We start from the raw sequence: 16,146 nt of genomic DNA, 5'->3' as shown, positions 1-16,146 counted from the left end.
TGGTGGGGCCGATGGCTCGGCCCGCGGCTCCCCGAGAGAACACGACGGAAGAGGGACGCTCTCGTGGCACCACGAGACGCCCTGCCGTGAGCGGATACCCCGGCAACGGGCAAGCACACCAAACCCCTGCAAGACGGGCCGAAGCGGAACCCGCAAACCGGAGTACCCCGCTCAGGGGGAAATTTGCCTCCGGGTCGGCAATCAAGCGGGATTGCCCACCGCGAGAGGAATCCCACGGCTTCAGCCGCGGGAGGAGGTCAACGACGCTCCCACGCTCCCGGCGCTCCGCCGCCGAATCCGGAACCTGGCCGCCGCGGGCGGCGATTTTTATGTCGTGTGTCAGGCTGCCGGCGTGCGGCCGGTGCCGGTCGACGGGCTGCGCTTCCCGACCCGTCGGGCTGCGGTGACAGCCGCCCGGCTCGCGGCCCGCTACCGCGCCCGGCTCCGCGGCTACGACCCTGCGGTCGCCGATCACGATCTCGTCGTCCGCTGCGACCCGGCCCCGAGCAGCGACGCGAGAGGCCGAACCGAACGGCTTTTGACGGATTAGGGGAACCTAAACTCAACGATGGACAGGGAGGGGACCGCACGTGGCCGCTGAGACTGACACAGTCGAGCGGGCTGTCGACCGGTTCGAGTGGGTCGACCCCACGCTCGTTGGCTTCTGTGCCGGCTCGCTCGCATTGACTGTCCTCGCGGGGCTGGTGCAGGTGTCCTTCGGCACGTTCACGATGTCGCTTGCGACCGCGTGGCGCGCTGTCTTCGACCCGGCTGTGTGGACACGCCCCGGTGTGCTCGCGACACTCCTGCTTGGCGACGGACTCGCAGCGTCGCTTGGCCTCTCGACGGGGTATACACTCGCCCGCGAGACGCTCGTCGTCTGGTCGATCCGGATGCCGCGCGTGCTCGTGGCCGCGCTCGTGGGCCTGTCGCTGTCGCTATCGGGTGCCATCTTCCAGGCCGTCACGAAGAACGAACTCGCAAGCCCGTTCATCCTCGGGGTCTCTTCCGGGGCGGGCCTCGCCATCCTGCTGACTCTCGTCGCGTTTCCGGCGCTGTCGGCGCTGCTGCCGGTGACGGCCGCCGTCGGCGGCACTGTCGCCTTCCTGCTCGTGTACGCCATCGCGTGGAAGGGCGGGACCTCACCGGTCCGGCTCGTGCTCGCGGGCGTCATCGTCGGGACGGTGCTCAACTCGCTACAGACGGCGCTGTTCTTCTTCGCTGGCGACGTCGGCACCGTCCAGCAGGCCGTCGCGTGGACCACCGGCTCGCTGACGGGCGTCGACTGGGAGCAGGTGCGGATGGTGCTCCCGTGGGTCGTGCTCGTCGTCCTCCCGGGGACAGTGCTGGGCGCCCGCCAGTTGAACGTGCTCCTGCTCGGAGAGTCGACCGCGAGCGCACTGGGGATGCGCGTCGAGCGCACCCGCTTTCTGCTGTCGGGCGTCGGTATCGTCGCCGCGGCCGCCAGTGTCGCAGTCGCCGGCATCGTCGGCTTCGTCGGGCTCATCGTCCCACACATGGTACGGACGGTGGTCGGCACCGACCACAAACGGCTGCTCGTCGGCTGTGCGTTCGCCGGCCCCGCCCTGCTCGTCGTCGCGGACGTGCTCGCGCGGCTCTCCTTCGAAGTGGCGTTCGGCTCGCCGACCCAGCTACCGGTCGGCATCGTCACGGGCATCGTCGGCGGGCCCTACTTCCTGTATCTGATGCGGCGCCGCCAGCAACTGGGTGAGCTGTGATGCAGGGGCAGGAGACGACGCCACGGAGCGCCGAGGCGGCCGACACCGACGCCGACGGAGCGCCCGCGCTCGTCGGCGACGGCCTCCGAATCGGCTACTCGACGACCGACGAGCCGGTCGTCGTCTGCGACAGGGTGGTCCTGCCGGCCGGCGAGATGACGGCGCTCGTGGGGCCGAACGGCTCCGGGAAATCGACGCTCCTGAAGGCGCTTGCCGGCCAGCTCAGACCCGCCGCCGGCACCGTCGAACTCGGCGGCCGGGACGTGTACGCGATGGGAAAGAAGTCGCTCGCGCGAGCGGTCGGCCTGCTCACTCAGGAGGGTGACACACCCGACTCGCTCACCGTCGAGGAGCTGGTCAGACACGGCCGCTACCCGCACCGCGGGTTCCTCGAGACGCTCTCGGAGGCCGACCACGCGGCCGTCGAGCAGGCGCTGTCCGTGGCGGGCGTCGCCGACCTCCGGGACGTGGAGGTCGGCACCCTCTCGGGCGGCCAACAGCAGCTGGCCCGCGTCGCGATGGTGCTCGCCCAGGAGCCGGACGTGCTGCTGCTCGACGAGCCGACGACGTTCCTCGACCTGCGCCACCAGCTGAGCGTGCTCGACACCGTCCGCGAGCGCAACCACGCCGACGACATCACGGTCGGTATCGTCCTCCACGACATCGCGCAGGCGGCCCGCTACGCGGACAACATCATCGCGCTGCGGGACGGTGAACCGTACGACTGGGGCCCGCCCGACGAGGTGGTGACCGAGCAACTGCTCGCGGACGTGTTCGGCGTTGCAGCCACAGTCCGCGAGGGACCAGAAGTCGTCCCCCACCGCCCCCTGTAGCTCGCCGCGACCGCCGAGCGTTTGCCGTTCGGAGCCCACCAACCCGTGTGACGCGACGCCTCACCGACACGGAGCGACGGCTGCTCGCCGGTGGCCTCCTTGTCGCCGCCCTCGCACACCTCCTTATCCCTGACCGTCTGCTCGCGACCGCCCGCCGCGGCTACCGGCTGCTGGGCGTCGAGTTTCGCCCGACATCGGCGGCGACGCGGCGCGTCCGGCTCGTGGGGGGCGGCCTGCTGGCGGGCCTGTTGTGGTGGCGTCGCACAGCCTGAGAGACAACCCATATGTCGACGGCCCCCGTCGGGACGGCAATGACTGAAGAGAGCGTCTTCGACCGCTACCGGGCGGATGTCCGGCGGCCGATGCGCCGACTGTTCGGCGCCTACGGCCGCCCCCGGTACGGCTGGTTTGCGCTCGGCGTGCTCGCGAACCTGCTCGCACAGTTCGCATCGCTCGTCCCGCCGGTCGTGCTGGGGGCGGCCGTCAACACGCTCGACGGTGGCCGATTCTCGCTCCCGCTGGTACCCAACGCGTGGCTTCCCACGGGAACCACCGGCGCCTTCGAGCTGTCGGTCGTCCTCATCGGCGGCTCTTTCCTCACGACGGCCGCGTTCACCTACCTGTACGGTGTCGCCGCCAACGAGTTCGCCCACGGCGTGATGCACGCCGTCCGGGTCGACTGTTTCGAGAAGATGGGCCGGCTCGACATGAGCTTCTTCGACGACAAACAGACCGGCGAGGTGATGGCGATCCTCTCGTCGGACACGGAGAACCTCGAGTCGTTCCTCGATAACGCGCTCACCAACTCCGTCCGCCTGGGGACGCTGCTCGTCGGCATCGGCGTCGTGCTCGTGCTCGAGAACGCGTATCTGGCGGCCGTCACGCTGCTGGTCGCGCCGGTGATGGTCGGGTTCACCTACTGGTTCATGAAGCGGGCCGAACCGCTGTACGCCGCCCGCCGCTCGTCGGTCGGCAAGCTGAACACCCGCCTTGAGAATGCCATCTCCGGTATCGAACTGACGAAGACCACCGCCAGTGAGGCCCACGAGACCGAGCGGGTCCGCCGCTCTTCGAAGCGACTGTTCGAGGACACGATGGCGATGCTCCGACTGTCGTACTTCTACCGGCCGGGGATGGAACTGCTCGCGGGCGTCTCGTTCACACTCACGTTCCTCGTGGGCGGCTACTGGCTGTTCGTCGGCCCGCCGCCGGGCGCAAGCGGCACGCTCGGGGCGGGGACGCTCGTCACGTTCCTCTTCCTGTCTCAGCGGTTCGCCACGCCGCTGGCAGAGGTGTCGAACATTATCGACCAGTACGAGAATGCCCTCGCCTCCAGCGAGCGCGTCTTCGGGCTGATGGACATCCCCGTCGGGGTGACGGACCGCCCGGATGCCGTCGCGCTCACCGACGTGGACGGCCACGTTGAGTACGACGAGGTCTCCTTCGCCTACGATGGTGAGCCGGGCGACGACGCGACTGGCGAGACGGTCATCGACGATGTCTCCTTCAGCGCGGAGCCGGGCGAGACGGTGGCGCTCGTCGGGCCGACCGGCGCGGGCAAGTCGACGCTGCTGAAGTTGTTGCTCCGGATGTACGACGTGACTGCCGGCGAGATACGCATCGACGGCCACGACATCCGGGATGTCCAGATGGCGTCGCTGCGCTCGCAGATCGGCTACGTCGGCCAAGAGACGTTCCTCTTCGACGGCACCATCGCCGACAACATCCGCTACGGTGACTTTGACGCCGACCACGAGGCCGTCGTCGAGGCGGCGAGGGCTGCAGAGGCCCACGAGTTCATCACGAACCTACCGGACGGTTACGAGACCCGCGTCGGCGAGCGTGGCGTGAAGCTGTCGGGCGGCCAGCGCCAGCGGATTGCCATCGCGCGCGTCGTCTTGCAGGACCCGCAGATACTCGTGCTCGACGAGGCGACCAGTGCCGTCGACACGGAGACAGAGTATCTCATCCAGCGGTCGCTGGACGCCCTCGCGGCCGACCGGACGACGTTCGCCATCGCCCACCGGCTCTCGACGGTGAAAGGCGCCGACGAGATACTCGTCCTCGAGGACGGCCAGATTACCGAACGCGGGAGCCACGCAGACCTGCTCGAACGGGATGGGCTGTACGCCCAGTTGTGGAGCGTGCAGGCCGGCGATCTCGACTCGCTGCCCGACGAATTCCGCGAGCGGGTCGCGCTCAGCGACGACTGACACAGAGCGAGCAAACGCCCACCGCTTCAGGGGTGGGAGGAGGAGGTCACCCGCCGCTCGAGACTGTCGACCGCCGCTGCCGCCGTCTCGACGGCCTCGAACCCGTCGAACTCCGTGCAATCGTGTGTGTTCAGTCCTGCCACTGGCCGACCGTAATCGAGCGCGTGTCCCAGCTCCGAGAGCGTCCCCGTTGCGCCGTCGACGGCGACGACACCGTCGCCGTTCAGCACGACCAGCGGGTTACGGGCGTTGCCCAGCCCGGTCGCGACGGCCGTGTCGAGATAGTCGTTGCCCGCCCGCGGGTCTGCCCCCGAGAGGATTCCCACTGTCTGCCCGCCCGCTCGCTTCGTCCCCCGACAGGCGGCGGCCATTACCCCGCCGTACCCGCCGCAGACGACGGTATGGTCACGATCGCCCAGCAGTTCGCCGACTCGTTCTGCGACGGCGGCCGTTTCGTCGTCCACGCTGCTGCCGCCGATGACGGAGACGCGCATACGCGAGGGTGTGGTCGCGGGCGTATGAACCCCCCTCTTGTTTCAGTTCCACTCTGCCACGCGAACCCTTTTGTCTGTTAGCGGGATATCAATGGTAATGGCGGCTGTCGACGCGGACGGCGAGTATCTGGACGGGCCGCTGCTGACACCGGAGTTCCTCGAGGACCGCAGCTACCAGACAGAGTTGGCCGCTGCAGCCCGCGAGCGGCACACCCTCGTCTGTCTGCCCACTGGGCTCGGCAAGACCACGGTATCGTGTCTGGTGACGGCGAGCCGGCTGGCCAACCGTGGCGGGACTGCACTGATGCTCGCCCCGACGAAGCCACTCGTCCAGCAGCACGCCGACTTCTACCGCGACGCCCTGGAGATTCCCGACGAGGAGATCGTCGTCTTCACCGGCGACGTGCGCCCGGACGACCGCGCGGACCTGTGGGCATCAGCGCGGGTCGTGCTTGCGACCCCGCAGGTCGTGGAGAACGACCTCGTCGGCAACCGCATCTCGCTTGCCGACGTGACCCATCTCACCTTCGACGAATGTCACCGCGCCACCGGCGAGTACGCGTACAACTACATCGCCGACCGCTACCACGCCGACGCGGAGGACCCGCTCGTCACCGGGATGAGCGCGAGCCCTGGCGGCGACAAGGAAGAGATCCTCCGGGTGTGTGACAACCTCGGGCTGGAGGAGGTGGAGGTCCGCACCGAGGAGGATGCCGACGTGGCGGCCCACACCTACCGCACCGACGTCGACTGGGAGCGGGTTGACCTGCCCGAGGACGTCCTCGCGATCCGGGACGCGCTCAACGAGGTCATCACCGAGCGGCTGGAGCAGCTTCAGGAGTTGGGCGTGGTGAACTCGACGGACCCCAACATGAGCCAAAAGCAGCTGAACGCCGCCCGCGGTCGGCTCCAGCGGCTCATGAACGACGACGACTCCGCGGGCTACCAGGGAATGAGCGTCCACGCCGAGGTGATGAAGCTCCGGCGGGCGACCGAACTCGTCGAGACGCAGTCCGTCGAGTCGCTTCGGCGGTATTTCGAGCGCCAGCGCGAGCAGGCCCGCTCGTCGGGCGCCTCGAAGGCGAGCCAGCGGTTCGTCTCCGAGCCGCGCGTCAAGAAGGCGATGCGGCTTGCCACGGAGTTCGACGACCTCCACCCGAAGTTCCGCAAGACGCGCATCCTGCTGGCCGAGACGTTCGGACTGGAGGACGGCTCGCGAGCCATCGTCTTCACCGAGAGTCGTGACACCGCCGAGACGCTCACCGACTTCCTCAACGAATCGTTCGACGCCCGCCGGTTCGTCGGCCAGGGTGACAAGGACGGCTCCGACGGGATGACACAGGCCGAACAGAAAGAGCGACTCGACGCCTTCCGCGCCGGCGAGTTCGAGGTACTCGTCTCCACCAGCGTCGCTGAGGAAGGCCTCGACGTCCCCGATGTCGACCTCGTCGTCTTCTACGAGCCGGTCCCCAAAGGAATCCGCTCCATCCAGCGGAAAGGCCGCACCGGCCGCGCCAGCGAGGGCCGTGTGGTCGTGCTCATCGCCGAAGACACCCGGGACGAGGCGTTCTTCTGGATGTCCCGCAACGAGGAAAAGCGGATGCAAGAGGAGTTACGGAAGCTGAAAGGGATGGCCGGCGAACTCGAGGCGGAACTCGAACAGGGCTCGCTCGACGACTATGCCGACGCCGACGGCGAGGGCGATAGCGGTGGGAGTGGGGACGACGACGCCGATGGGACGGCCACCCCAGCAGATGCCGACGCGGCCGACGCGGCCGACGCGGGCGCCGCCGACACCGGGACCAGCGAGTCGGCCGAAACGCAGGGGCAGGCAGGGCTCGGTAGCTTCGCCGACGAGAGTGACACGGCGACTGAACACGACGCGGCGGCCGAGAGCGACACGTCGGCCGAGAGCGGCGAGACCACGCAGACGCAGGCTGAGACCGAGGCGCCGGCCGAGTCGACGGAGACGCCCGCCCCCGACGAGGCGACCGTCGAGCGGGCGGGCACCGACGACGCCGTCGAGGTGGTCGTCGATCAGCGGGAACTCGACGCCACCATCGCCCGGGAGCTGTCGACTCGCGAGGGGATCGAGACACGGCTGGAGACGCTCGCTGTCGGCGACTACGTGCTCTCCGACCGGGTCGTCGTCGAACGAAAGACGACCGGAGACTTCCTCGATACGCTGCTGGGCGAGGACCGCTCGATGTTCGAGCAGGTGGGCGACGCCGTCCGCAGCTACGCCCGCCCGGTCGTTCTCGTTGAGGGCGGTGACCTCTACGGCCGGCGTAACGTCCACCCGAACGCCATCCGGGGCGCGCTGGCGTCACTGGCCGTCGACTTCGGCGCGAGTGTCCTGTTCACCGACGACGAGGATGCCACGACGGAGTTGCTGGAGACGATCGCCCGCCGCGAACAGGAGACGTCAGACCGGGAGGTGCGCGTCCACGGTGAGAAGTCGAGCAAGACACTCGCCGAACAGCAGGAATACGTCGTCAGTTCTGTCGCAGAGGTCGGCCCGGTGACGGCCCGCGCGCTGCTCGAGGCGTTCGGCAGTGTCGAGGCTGTGATGACCGCCGACGAAGCCCAGCTTCGCGAGGTGGAGGGTGTCGGGCCGGTCACCGCAGAGCGGATTCGCGAGGTCGTCGGCTCCGACTACCGCTGAACGTCCTCGACGGCCGCCAGCGCCGCTGCGGCCTCCTCGGTCGCCGCCAGGTACGCACGGCACTGCGAGAGATCTTCGGCCCGCTCTGCCTGCTCCGCCAGCGACCGGAGCGTGCGCGCCAGCGATGCCCGCGCTGCGGCGACATCTTCACCGGTCCCAGTGCGGTCGGACCGCTGGGCGGGCGCGCGCGACTCCGGCGCCGCCCCCGGCGCTGGCGCTGGCTCTGACTGTGGCTCCGGCTGCGGAGCCGCCTCGCTCGGCGCCTCCCGTGACTCGGTCGCCCGATGTCGCGTCGCCGGTGACTCGTCTGGGTCCGGCTCTGGCTCTACCTCGAGCCCATCGTTGTCGTCGTGGTCGGGCGACGGTGCCGGCGGTGTCTCGGGGGCTGCCGACGGCGCCGCATCGGGCTCGGCGTCTGCCCCGGCCGACTGGTTGGTGGCTGCTCTGGCCGACTGATCGACAGCTCCCCCGGCCGACTGGTCGGCCACCGCCTCGTCCGGTTCGCCGGCTGGCCCGCCCTGACAGGTCGGACAGAACTCCTGGCCGTCCCACCGGAAGATGGGGTCGCCGCAGCGATCACAGTGGACGTTCGTCATCGTCGCGCCCTTCAAGAGCAGCTCCGACATCCGCTCTGATTGCGCGCGGTCCTGCTTGTCGGCCTCGAACTGCTCGCGGAGCCGCTCACGTTCGGCCTCACGGTCGAAGTCGCTCATGTGCGGTGAGATGCCGTCACCGCGCAAAAGGACTGCGCCCGCGACACGCTGAAGCAGCCGAACATCGTACGCCGGGTGTGGACAGCGACGCGGTCAGGAATCGAGCCGACGACCTGCCGGCTACGCCCGGCGTCTACCAGTTCGAACGAGGCGACACCGTCCTGTACGTCGGTAAGGCGGTGGAGCTGCGCGACCGGGTGCGCTCGTACGCGGACCCGCGCAGCGAGCGGATTCGCCGGATGGTCGAGCGGGCAGACGGCATCGATTTCTCCGTCACAGAGACGGAAACACAGGCGCTGCTGCTGGAGGCGAACCTGGTCAAGCGATTCCAGCCGAAATACAACGTCCGGCTCAAAGACGACAAATCCTACCCGCTCGTCCAGCTGACCGACCACGCGTCCCCCCGTATCGAGGTGACGCGTGACCCCGACGACGCCGCGACCGTGTTCGGCCCGTACACCGACAAGGGGCAGGTGGAGACGGTCGTGAAGGCACTCCGGGAGATGTTCGGCGTCCGCGGCTGTTCGGACCACAAGTTCGCCGACCGCGAGCGGCCGTGTCTCGACCATGAGATGGGCCTCTGCTCGGCCCCCTGTGTTGACCATCCCGATGCCGCCGACTATCGCGCGGACGTCGAGTCGGTCCGGCGGTTCCTCGACGGCGAGACGGGCGTCCTCGCGGACCCGATGCGGCAGGCGATGGAGACGGCCGCCGCCGACCGCGAGTTCGAGCGGGCGGCGAACCTCCGCGACCGGCTCCAGGCCGTCGAGTCGTTCCACGAAGGCGGCGGCGCGGCAATCCAGGGCGACGGCGAGGACCGGGTCGAGGTGATCGGCGTCGCTCTCGAGGGGGCCGAGGCGACGGCCGCCCGGCTGGTGAGCGAGCGGGGCCAACTGGTCGACCGGGAACGACACCAGGTGGCTGCCTCCGACATCCGCGACCCGGCGGCCCTGCTGGCGGCGTTTCTCCCCCAGTTCTACGCCGAACGCACTCTCCCCGACGCCGTCCTCCTGCAGGAGCGGCCGGCCGACCCGGACGTCGTCGAGTGGCTCGAAGCGGCCGGCACGGAGGTGCGCGTCCCCGGCGCCGGCCGAGAGGCGACGCTGGTCGACCTCGCGTTGAAGAACGCCCGTCGCCGTGAGCGAGCCGCCGACGCGTGTGCAGACCTCGCGGCCGCACTCGACCTGCCGGCCGCCGACCGTATCGAGGGGTTCGACGTGAGCCACGCCGGCGGGACGGCTGTCGTCGGCTCGGACGTCTGTTTCGTCGACGGTGATGCGTCGAAGGCCGACTACCGGCGCAAGAAGCTGCCCGACGAGAACGACGACTACGCCAACATGCGCCGACTCGTCGCCTGGCGGGCCGAACGGGCTGTCGAGGGCCGCGACGACCGGCCCGACCCGGACCTCCTGCTCGTGGACGGTGGCGAGGGACAGCTGGCGGCCGCCCAGGAGGCGCTCGCGGCCGTCGGCTGGTCGGTACCTGCCATCGCCCTCGCGAAGGCCGACGAGCGGGTGATCACGCCCGACGGCTCCCACGACTGGGACTCAGATGCCGACCACCTCCGGCTGCTCCAGCGGGTGCGCGACGAGGCCCATCGGTTCGCCGTCGCCTATCACCAGCAGGTGCGCGACGAGGTGTCGACGACGCTCGATGACCTGCCGGGTGTCGGTCCGGAGCTACGCCAGCGGCTGCTCCGGCGGTTCGGCAGTGTCGAAGGCGTCAGAGCGGCAAGCGAGTCCGAACTGGGCGAGGTCGACGGCGTCGGCCCGGCGACGGCCGCGACCATCGCTGCCCGGCTGTAGTCACTCCGGTGCCGGGACGCCCTCGTCGGTCACGTCGAGGTCGAACTCCTCTTCCAGCCGGCGGATCCGGTCGCGGATATCCGCGGCGAGTTCGAACTCGAGGTTGTCGGCAGCCTCCTCCATCCGTGCCTCCAGCGACTCGATGAGCTGCTCCGCCTCTGTGGATGTCTCCGCCTCGAGCCCGGCGACACCACCCGTGTCCGTCTTCGCGCCCGGCAGCGATGTCTCCCCGACCGCCTTGTCGATTGTCTCGGGGGTGTATCCGTGCTCCTCGTTGTACTCGCGTTGGATCTGGCGGCGGCGCCGCGTCTCTGCGATGGCCGACTCCATCGCGTCGGTCGTCTCGTCGGCGTACAGCACGGCTTGGCCGTTCACGTTGCGCGCCGCCCGCCCCATCGTCTGAACGAGTGTCGTCTCCGAGCGGAGGAACCCCTCTTGATCGGCATCGAGGATAGCCACCAGCGACACCTCCGGCAGGTCCAGCCCCTCCCGGAGCAGGTTGATCCCGACGAGGACGTCGATATTCCCCCGCCGGAGGTCGCGGATGATCTCGTGCCGCTCCAGCGTATCCGTCTCGTCGTGCATGTACTCGACGGCGACGCCGGCCTCCTCCAGGTACTCGGTGAGGTCCTCGGCCATCCGCTTGGTCAGGGTGGTCACGAGCACGCGCTCGTCGGCCGCCACCCGCTCGTCCACGCGGTCGAGCAGGTCTTCCACCTGGCCGTCGGCGCTCGCCACCTCGATGGCGGGATCGACGAGATGGGTCGGGCGGACGATCTGCTCGACCACCTGCCCGCTGGTCTCCCGCTCGTAGTCGCCCGGTGTCGCCGACACGTACAGCGTGCGGTTCGTCTTCGCCTCGAACTCCTCGAACGTGAGTGGGCGGTTGTCGTAGGCGGTCGGAAGCCGGAACCCGTTCTGGACGAGCGAGTCTTTCCGGGACTTATCCCCCTCGAACTGGCCTTTTATCTGGGGAATCGTCTGGTGTGACTCGTCGACGACGGTGAGGAAGTCGTCGGGGAAGTAATCGAGCAGGGTGTGTGGCGGCTCACCGCTCTCGCGGTCAGACATGTGGACCGAGTAGTTCTCGATGCCCGAACAGTAGCCCGACTCGCGGAGCATCTCCAGGTCGAAGGTGGTCCGCTCTTCGATCCGCTGGGCGGCCACCAGGTCGCCCTGCCGCTCGAAGTAGGAGACCCGTTCTTCCATCAGGTTCTCGATCTCCGCGATGGCCGTCTCGAGGCGGTTCTCGGGGATGGAGTAGTGTTCGGCGGGGTGCAGCAGCGTCGCCGGCTCCTCGCTCTGTATCTCGCCGGTAGTCGTGTCCACCTTCGCGAGCCGGTCGATCTCGTCACCCCAGAACTCTACCCGGACGGCGTACCGACCGTACATCGGAAACACCTCGACGGTGTCCCCGCGCACGCGGAAGGTGCCCTGCTGGAAGTCGACGTCGTTGCGCTCGTAGTTCAGATCGACCAGCTCCGCCAGCAGGTCATCACGGTCCATGCGGTCGCCCCGCTCCAGCCGCAGTGCCATCTCCGTGTAGTTATCTGGGTCACCGAGCCCGTAGATGGCCGACACCGACGCGACCACGATGACGTCATCACGCGTCAGCAGCGAGCGCGTGGCCGAGTGGCGCAGCCGGTCGATCTCCTCGTTGATGGAGAGCTCCTTGTCGATGTAGGTGTCAGTCGACTCGACGTACGCCTCCGGCTGGTAGTAGTCGTAGTAGGAGACGAAATACTCGACGGCGTTGTCGGGGAACAGCGACCGAAACTCCTCGTACAGCTGGGCCGCGAGCGTCTTGTTGTGGGCGATGACCAGCGTCGGCTGCTGAAGCTCCTCGACCACCCACGAGACGGTGTTGGTCTTGCCGGAGCCGGTCACGCCCAGCAGGGTCTGCTTGTCGAGGCCCGACTCGAAGCCGGCCACCAACTGACGGATGGCGTCCGGCTGGTCGCCGGCGGGGTCGAACGGCGCGTCGACCCGGAACGGCTGGTCGGCATTGGGACGGTCCGGTCCGAGCGGGCCGGACTCTGAATCGCTCATTATCGGCTAGTCGAGACGACGCCACTTCAGCCGCTCGCCCCGCGTTCCCGCTTACACTCCATTCCTCGACGGCCACCAACATACATCGGGCCGAAGCCCCACGGATGGGTATGACCGACCGGACGCTCGACCGGCGGACGGCACTGAAGCTCGGGGGGACGACGCTCGCGGCCGCCCTGGCTGGCTGTAACGCCCGCCGAACGGGGACCGCGACGGGGACGGACTCGACGGCCACGGCCGACTCGGGCGGCGACACGACCAGCTCGTATGCCGACGTGCATCAGGCGACCGCCGATTCGGTCGTCCTCGTCGACCCGCCCCGCGGCCAGGGGACTGGCTTCGTCTACGATGATGGCCACATCGTCACGAACGCTCACGTCGTCGGCGAGGCCGACGAGGCGGACATCCGCTTCTCCTCGGGCGCGTGGACTAGTGGCCCCGTCGTGGGCCGTGACGTCCACAGCGATCTCGCGGTCGTCGCCGTCGAGTCGATGCCCGAGGAAGCGACCCCGCTCCCCTTCGCCGACCGGCCGGCCGTCGTCGGCGAGGAGGTGGTCGTCATCGGCAACCCGTTCGGTCTGGGCGGGACGGTCACCGCCGGTATCGTCAGCGGCGTCGACCGGTCGATCCCGTCGCCGGCCGGCTTCCCGATCCCGGACGCCATCCAGACGGACGCGGCCGTCAACCCCGGCAACAGCGGCGGCCCGATGATGCGCCTCGACGGCACGGTGCTCGCGGTCATCAACTCGGGTGGTGGCGACAACATCGCCTTCGGTATCTCGGCAGCCCTCACCACGCGGGTCGTCCCGGAACTGATCGAGACCGGCGAGTACGACCACTCGTTCATCGGCGCGGCGTTCACGCCCGTCACCCCCGAGATCGCGACGGCGAACGACCTCGAGACGGCCCGCGGCCTCGCCGTGACGGCCGTCCTCGATGATGGCCCCGCCGCGGGGGTGCTTCAGGCCAGCGAAGACACCACCATCGTCGAGGGCCGACAGGTGCCCGTCGGCGGCGACATCCTGCTGGCCATCGACGACCGCACGCTGCTCACCACGGAGGGGCTGGGCAGTTACCTCGCGCTCGAGACGCGCCCCGGCGAAACCGTCGACCTGACCGTTCTTCGAGCGGGCGACGAGCAGACGATCACGCTCGAACTCGGCGTCCAGCCGAACGAATTGTAGCTTACGGCGGGTCGAACAGCAGCCACGCCGTCGGGCTCGACGGATCGTACACGACCCCCCGGCCGTCGTCGAACTCGGCCGTCGCGAGGCCGTCGGTCGCGCCACCCTCTGCCGCCGGCCAGCGCTCGGAGTCCATACCTTGGTGTCGCCTCGCCCGTATTAATCGATTGTCGCAACTGTGGCCCAATTCAGGCCCATATCTGCCGCCCGCCAGGTTAACGGCCGCGGCGGCCGATACACCAGTATGGACGACACCCCGGACGTGGTGACGTTGCTCCCGTCGGCGACGGAGATCGTCTACGCGCTGGGCGTGGAACCGGTCGCCACCTCCCACGAGTGTGACTACCCACCGGCGGCGGCCGGCCGCCCGGACGCCAACCGCAGCCGCGTCGACCCGACTGCCGCTGCTGGCGAGATCGACGCGCAGGTACAGGCCGCCGAAGAAGACGGCGGCGTCTACGAGATACGCCGAGACGTGCTCGCGGCGGCCGACCCCGATATCGTCATCTCGCAGGGCATCTGTGATGTCTGTGCCGTCGACGAACTGCTCGTGCGCGAGGCTGTCGAGGACCTGGGGCTGGACTGTGAGATACTGACGACAGACCCCCACTCGCTGGCGGACGTGTTCGCGGATATCGAGCAGATTGGCGCGGCGCTGGGCCGCGAGGCCCGCGCCGACGCCCTCGTGACCGACCTGCGTGAGCGGGTCACGGCGGTCGAAGAGCGGGCCCGCGCCGTCGACGCCTCGCCTCGCGTTGCCGTCTTCGACTGGCCGGACCCGGTGATGGTCGCCGGCCACTGGGTGCCGGGGATGGTCGAGCGGCTGGGCGCAGAGTTCGGCCTCCAGGAGCCCCGGGCCGCCTCCCGCCCCTTCGAGTGGGCCGAGGTCCGCGCGTACGACCCCGAGGTGGCCGTCGTCGCGCCCTGTGGTTTCGACCTGGGGCAGACGGTCGAGAACCTCGCCGACCTCACCGACCGAGACGGCTGGGACGACCTCGCGGCCGTCCAGACCGACCGCGCGTTCGCGATGGACGGCCACAGCTACGTCAACCGGCCCGGCCCGCGGCTCGTCGAGACACTCGAATACCTCGCGGCCTGCATCTATCCCGAGACGTTCGACACGCCGCCCGCGGATGTCGTCCGGCCGCTCGCCCGGACGCCCGCCTGATGCGCGTCCGACGCGAGGCCTACGAGACGATGCTCGCCCACGCCCGCGAGGGCGCTCCTGAAGAGGTGGTCGGGGTGCTCGTGGGCCGCCGCGACCCCGACCGGGTGACCCGGGTCGAGCGGGCACACAACGCCGCCGACACCCCGCGAACCCGCTATGCGATAGCCCCCACCGAACAGGTCGAACTCCTCGACACAATCGAGGCGGCTGGCGACGAGGTGGTCGGCTTCTACCACTCGCATCCAGCCGGCCCGGCCGAGCCGAGCGCGACCGACGAGGAGCGGGCCGCCTGGCCCGGCCACGTGTACGCCATCCTGTCTCTTGCCGGCGAGCCGTCGCTGGGCGCCTGGCGGTGGACCGGCACGGCGTTCGACCCGGTCACTGTCACCGTCGATTGATTGCTTCCGCCGCCGACGGTGAGCGCCGTGGGCAGTCGCTGTGGGAAGTGCAAGACACATGGCCGCGGCGGTCGTGCATCGGATATGTCGCGGGCCATCCGCGCAGAGGTCATCCACGTCGTCGCGCCCGACGAGCTCGACGAGTACGACCTCGAGCGTGACCTACGCGAGCGGGCAGACGGCCGGTACGTGCTCGTCTGCCGGGAGGGCGGTGTCCCCTCGTGGCTCGAGCGACTGATCGCGTTCCTCCGGCGAGACCCAATCGAGCCGGTGACGATCGTCACCGACACGGCCGCCGAGGAGGGCAGTGAAATCGCCGTCGAGGTACGCGAGACGGGGACGCCCGGCGTCTACGAGGCGGTCTAGATGGCGCAGGTGCTGGCGTACTCGACGTCGTGGACGGAGTCGATGGTGTCCCCGTCGCCACACACCGGACAGTCCGGCCGCGGCTCGACGGGCACCTCCTCGAAGGTCATGTCGCCGGCGTCGTAGAAGATGAACCGGCCGTCCAGCGTCTCGCCGTAGTCGAGCGCCAGCTTCACCGCCTCCGTCGCCTGGATTGTGCCGACGACGCCCGGCAACACACCCAGCACTCCTGCCTCTGCACACGAGGGGACAGTGCCCGGTTCGGGCGCCTCGGGGAACAGACACCGGTAACAGGGCCCACCCTCGGCCGCCTCGAAGGTGGTCACCTGCCCCTCGAACCGGAGGATGGCGCCGTGAGCGAACGGGACGCCCGCGAGCGTGCACGCATCGTTGACGAGATAGCGCGTCTCGAAGTTGTCCGACCCGTCGACGACGATATCGTAGTCGGTGACGAGCGATTCGACGGTGTCGGCGGTGACACGCATCTCGTGGCGCTCGACGGTCACGTCGGGGTTGAGC

16 protein-coding genes are annotated in these 16,146 nt (G+C 69.1%); 11 read left to right on the top strand and 5 right to left on the bottom strand.

Annotated features, from left to right (window positions below; translation table 11 throughout):
* Nucleotides 1–352: 352 nt before the first annotated feature.
* Genes ABEJ63_RS02370 through ABEJ63_RS02350 form a run of 5 tightly spaced genes read left to right on the top strand, consistent with a single transcriptional unit; the run spans nucleotide 353 to nucleotide 4,785 of the window.
* A complete protein-coding gene (locus ABEJ63_RS02370; RefSeq protein ID WP_375794744.1) occupies nucleotides 353–550 on the top strand; it encodes a hypothetical protein in 198 nt (65 codons plus the stop codon).
* Between the two features lie 40 nt (nucleotides 551–590).
* The gene (locus ABEJ63_RS02365; protein ID WP_375794743.1) at nucleotides 591–1,739 is read left to right on the top strand and encodes a FecCD family ABC transporter permease; all 1,149 of its coding nucleotides are present in this window, start codon (nucleotides 591–593) and stop codon (nucleotides 1,737–1,739) included.
* Nucleotides 1,739–2,572: an ABC transporter ATP-binding protein gene (locus tag ABEJ63_RS02360; RefSeq protein WP_375794742.1), complete on the top strand. Its 834-nt coding sequence runs from the start codon at nucleotides 1,739–1,741 to the stop codon at nucleotides 2,570–2,572. Before ABEJ63_RS02365 ends, ABEJ63_RS02360 begins: the two co-directional genes overlap by 1 nt.
* Nucleotides 2,573–2,619: 47 nt before the next feature.
* Nucleotides 2,620–2,844 (top strand): hypothetical protein, encoded by a 225-nt coding sequence (locus ABEJ63_RS02355; protein WP_375794741.1) that lies wholly within the window; start codon nucleotides 2,620–2,622, stop codon nucleotides 2,842–2,844.
* 39 nt (nucleotides 2,845–2,883) lie between these two features.
* Nucleotides 2,884–4,785: an ABC transporter ATP-binding protein gene (locus ABEJ63_RS02350; RefSeq protein ID WP_375794740.1), complete on the top strand. Its 1,902-nt coding sequence runs from the start codon at nucleotides 2,884–2,886 to the stop codon at nucleotides 4,783–4,785.
* Nucleotides 4,786–4,811: 26 nt separating this feature from the next.
* Here ABEJ63_RS02350 and ABEJ63_RS02345 read toward each other — a convergent pair whose 3' ends face one another.
* Nucleotides 4,812–5,279, bottom strand: a complete 468-nt coding sequence (locus ABEJ63_RS02345) for a TIGR00725 family protein (protein ID WP_375794739.1) — start codon at nucleotides 5,277–5,279, stop codon at nucleotides 4,812–4,814.
* A 97-nt stretch (nucleotides 5,280–5,376) separates the two neighbouring features.
* On the opposite strand from ABEJ63_RS02345, the gene ABEJ63_RS02340 reads away from it, so the two are divergent.
* Nucleotides 5,377–7,944 (top strand): DEAD/DEAH box helicase, encoded by a 2,568-nt coding sequence (locus ABEJ63_RS02340; RefSeq protein WP_375794738.1) that lies wholly within the window; start codon nucleotides 5,377–5,379, stop codon nucleotides 7,942–7,944.
* Here the strand turns inward: ABEJ63_RS02340 and ABEJ63_RS02335 are convergent.
* A complete protein-coding gene (locus ABEJ63_RS02335; RefSeq protein ID WP_375794737.1) occupies nucleotides 7,935–8,657 on the bottom strand; it encodes an Sjogren's syndrome/scleroderma autoantigen 1 family protein in 723 nt (240 codons plus the stop codon). The two genes, ABEJ63_RS02340 and ABEJ63_RS02335, sit on opposite strands and share 10 nt — an antisense overlap.
* Before the next feature lie 77 nt (nucleotides 8,658–8,734).
* Here ABEJ63_RS02335 and ABEJ63_RS02330 point away from each other — a divergent pair, with 77 nt between their 5' ends.
* Nucleotides 8,735–10,462: an excinuclease ABC subunit C gene (locus tag ABEJ63_RS02330; protein WP_375794736.1), complete on the top strand. Its 1,728-nt coding sequence runs from the start codon at nucleotides 8,735–8,737 to the stop codon at nucleotides 10,460–10,462.
* On the opposite strand, the gene uvrB is transcribed toward ABEJ63_RS02330, so the two are convergent.
* Nucleotides 10,463–12,511, bottom strand: coding sequence for an excinuclease ABC subunit UvrB (gene uvrB / locus ABEJ63_RS02325; protein WP_375794735.1), 2,049 nt, complete (start codon nucleotides 12,509–12,511; stop codon nucleotides 10,463–10,465). It abuts the gene before it with no gap.
* A 110-nt stretch (nucleotides 12,512–12,621) separates the two neighbouring features.
* Here uvrB and ABEJ63_RS02320 point away from each other — a divergent pair, with 110 nt between their 5' ends.
* A complete protein-coding gene (locus ABEJ63_RS02320) occupies nucleotides 12,622–13,695 on the top strand; it encodes a S1C family serine protease (protein ID WP_375794734.1) in 1,074 nt (357 codons plus the stop codon).
* 1 nt (nucleotide 13,696) lies between these two features.
* Here the strand turns inward: ABEJ63_RS02320 and ABEJ63_RS02315 are convergent, their stop codons facing one another.
* Nucleotides 13,697–13,831, bottom strand: coding sequence for a hypothetical protein (locus tag ABEJ63_RS02315; protein WP_375794733.1), 135 nt, complete (start codon nucleotides 13,829–13,831; stop codon nucleotides 13,697–13,699).
* Nucleotides 13,832–13,939: 108 nt separating this feature from the next.
* Between ABEJ63_RS02315 and ABEJ63_RS02310 the strand changes: the two genes are divergently transcribed.
* From ABEJ63_RS02310 to ABEJ63_RS02300, 3 genes are all read left to right on the top strand, one after another.
* Nucleotides 13,940–14,863 (top strand): ABC transporter substrate-binding protein, encoded by a 924-nt coding sequence (locus ABEJ63_RS02310; protein ID WP_375794732.1) that lies wholly within the window; start codon nucleotides 13,940–13,942, stop codon nucleotides 14,861–14,863.
* Nucleotides 14,860–15,261, top strand: a complete 402-nt coding sequence (locus ABEJ63_RS02305; protein ID WP_375794773.1) for a desampylase — start codon at nucleotides 14,860–14,862, stop codon at nucleotides 15,259–15,261. The genes ABEJ63_RS02310 and ABEJ63_RS02305 overlap by 4 nt, the downstream gene beginning before the upstream one ends.
* Nucleotides 15,262–15,345: 84 nt before the next feature.
* The gene (locus tag ABEJ63_RS02300; RefSeq protein ID WP_375794731.1) at nucleotides 15,346–15,627 is read left to right on the top strand and encodes a hypothetical protein; all 282 of its coding nucleotides are present in this window, start codon (nucleotides 15,346–15,348) and stop codon (nucleotides 15,625–15,627) included.
* Here ABEJ63_RS02300 and ABEJ63_RS02295 read toward each other — a convergent pair.
* Nucleotides 15,624–16,146 (bottom strand): ThiF family adenylyltransferase (locus tag ABEJ63_RS02295; RefSeq protein ID WP_375794730.1); only part of this gene is annotated, 523 nt, incomplete at its 5' end. The genes ABEJ63_RS02300 and ABEJ63_RS02295 overlap by 4 nt on opposite strands.

Source organism: Halosegnis sp. (assembly GCF_042216475.1).
Taxonomy (GTDB): domain Archaea; phylum Halobacteriota; class Halobacteria; order Halobacteriales; family Haloarculaceae; genus Halosegnis.
This window is presented reverse-complemented; position numbering and strand designations above follow the sequence as displayed.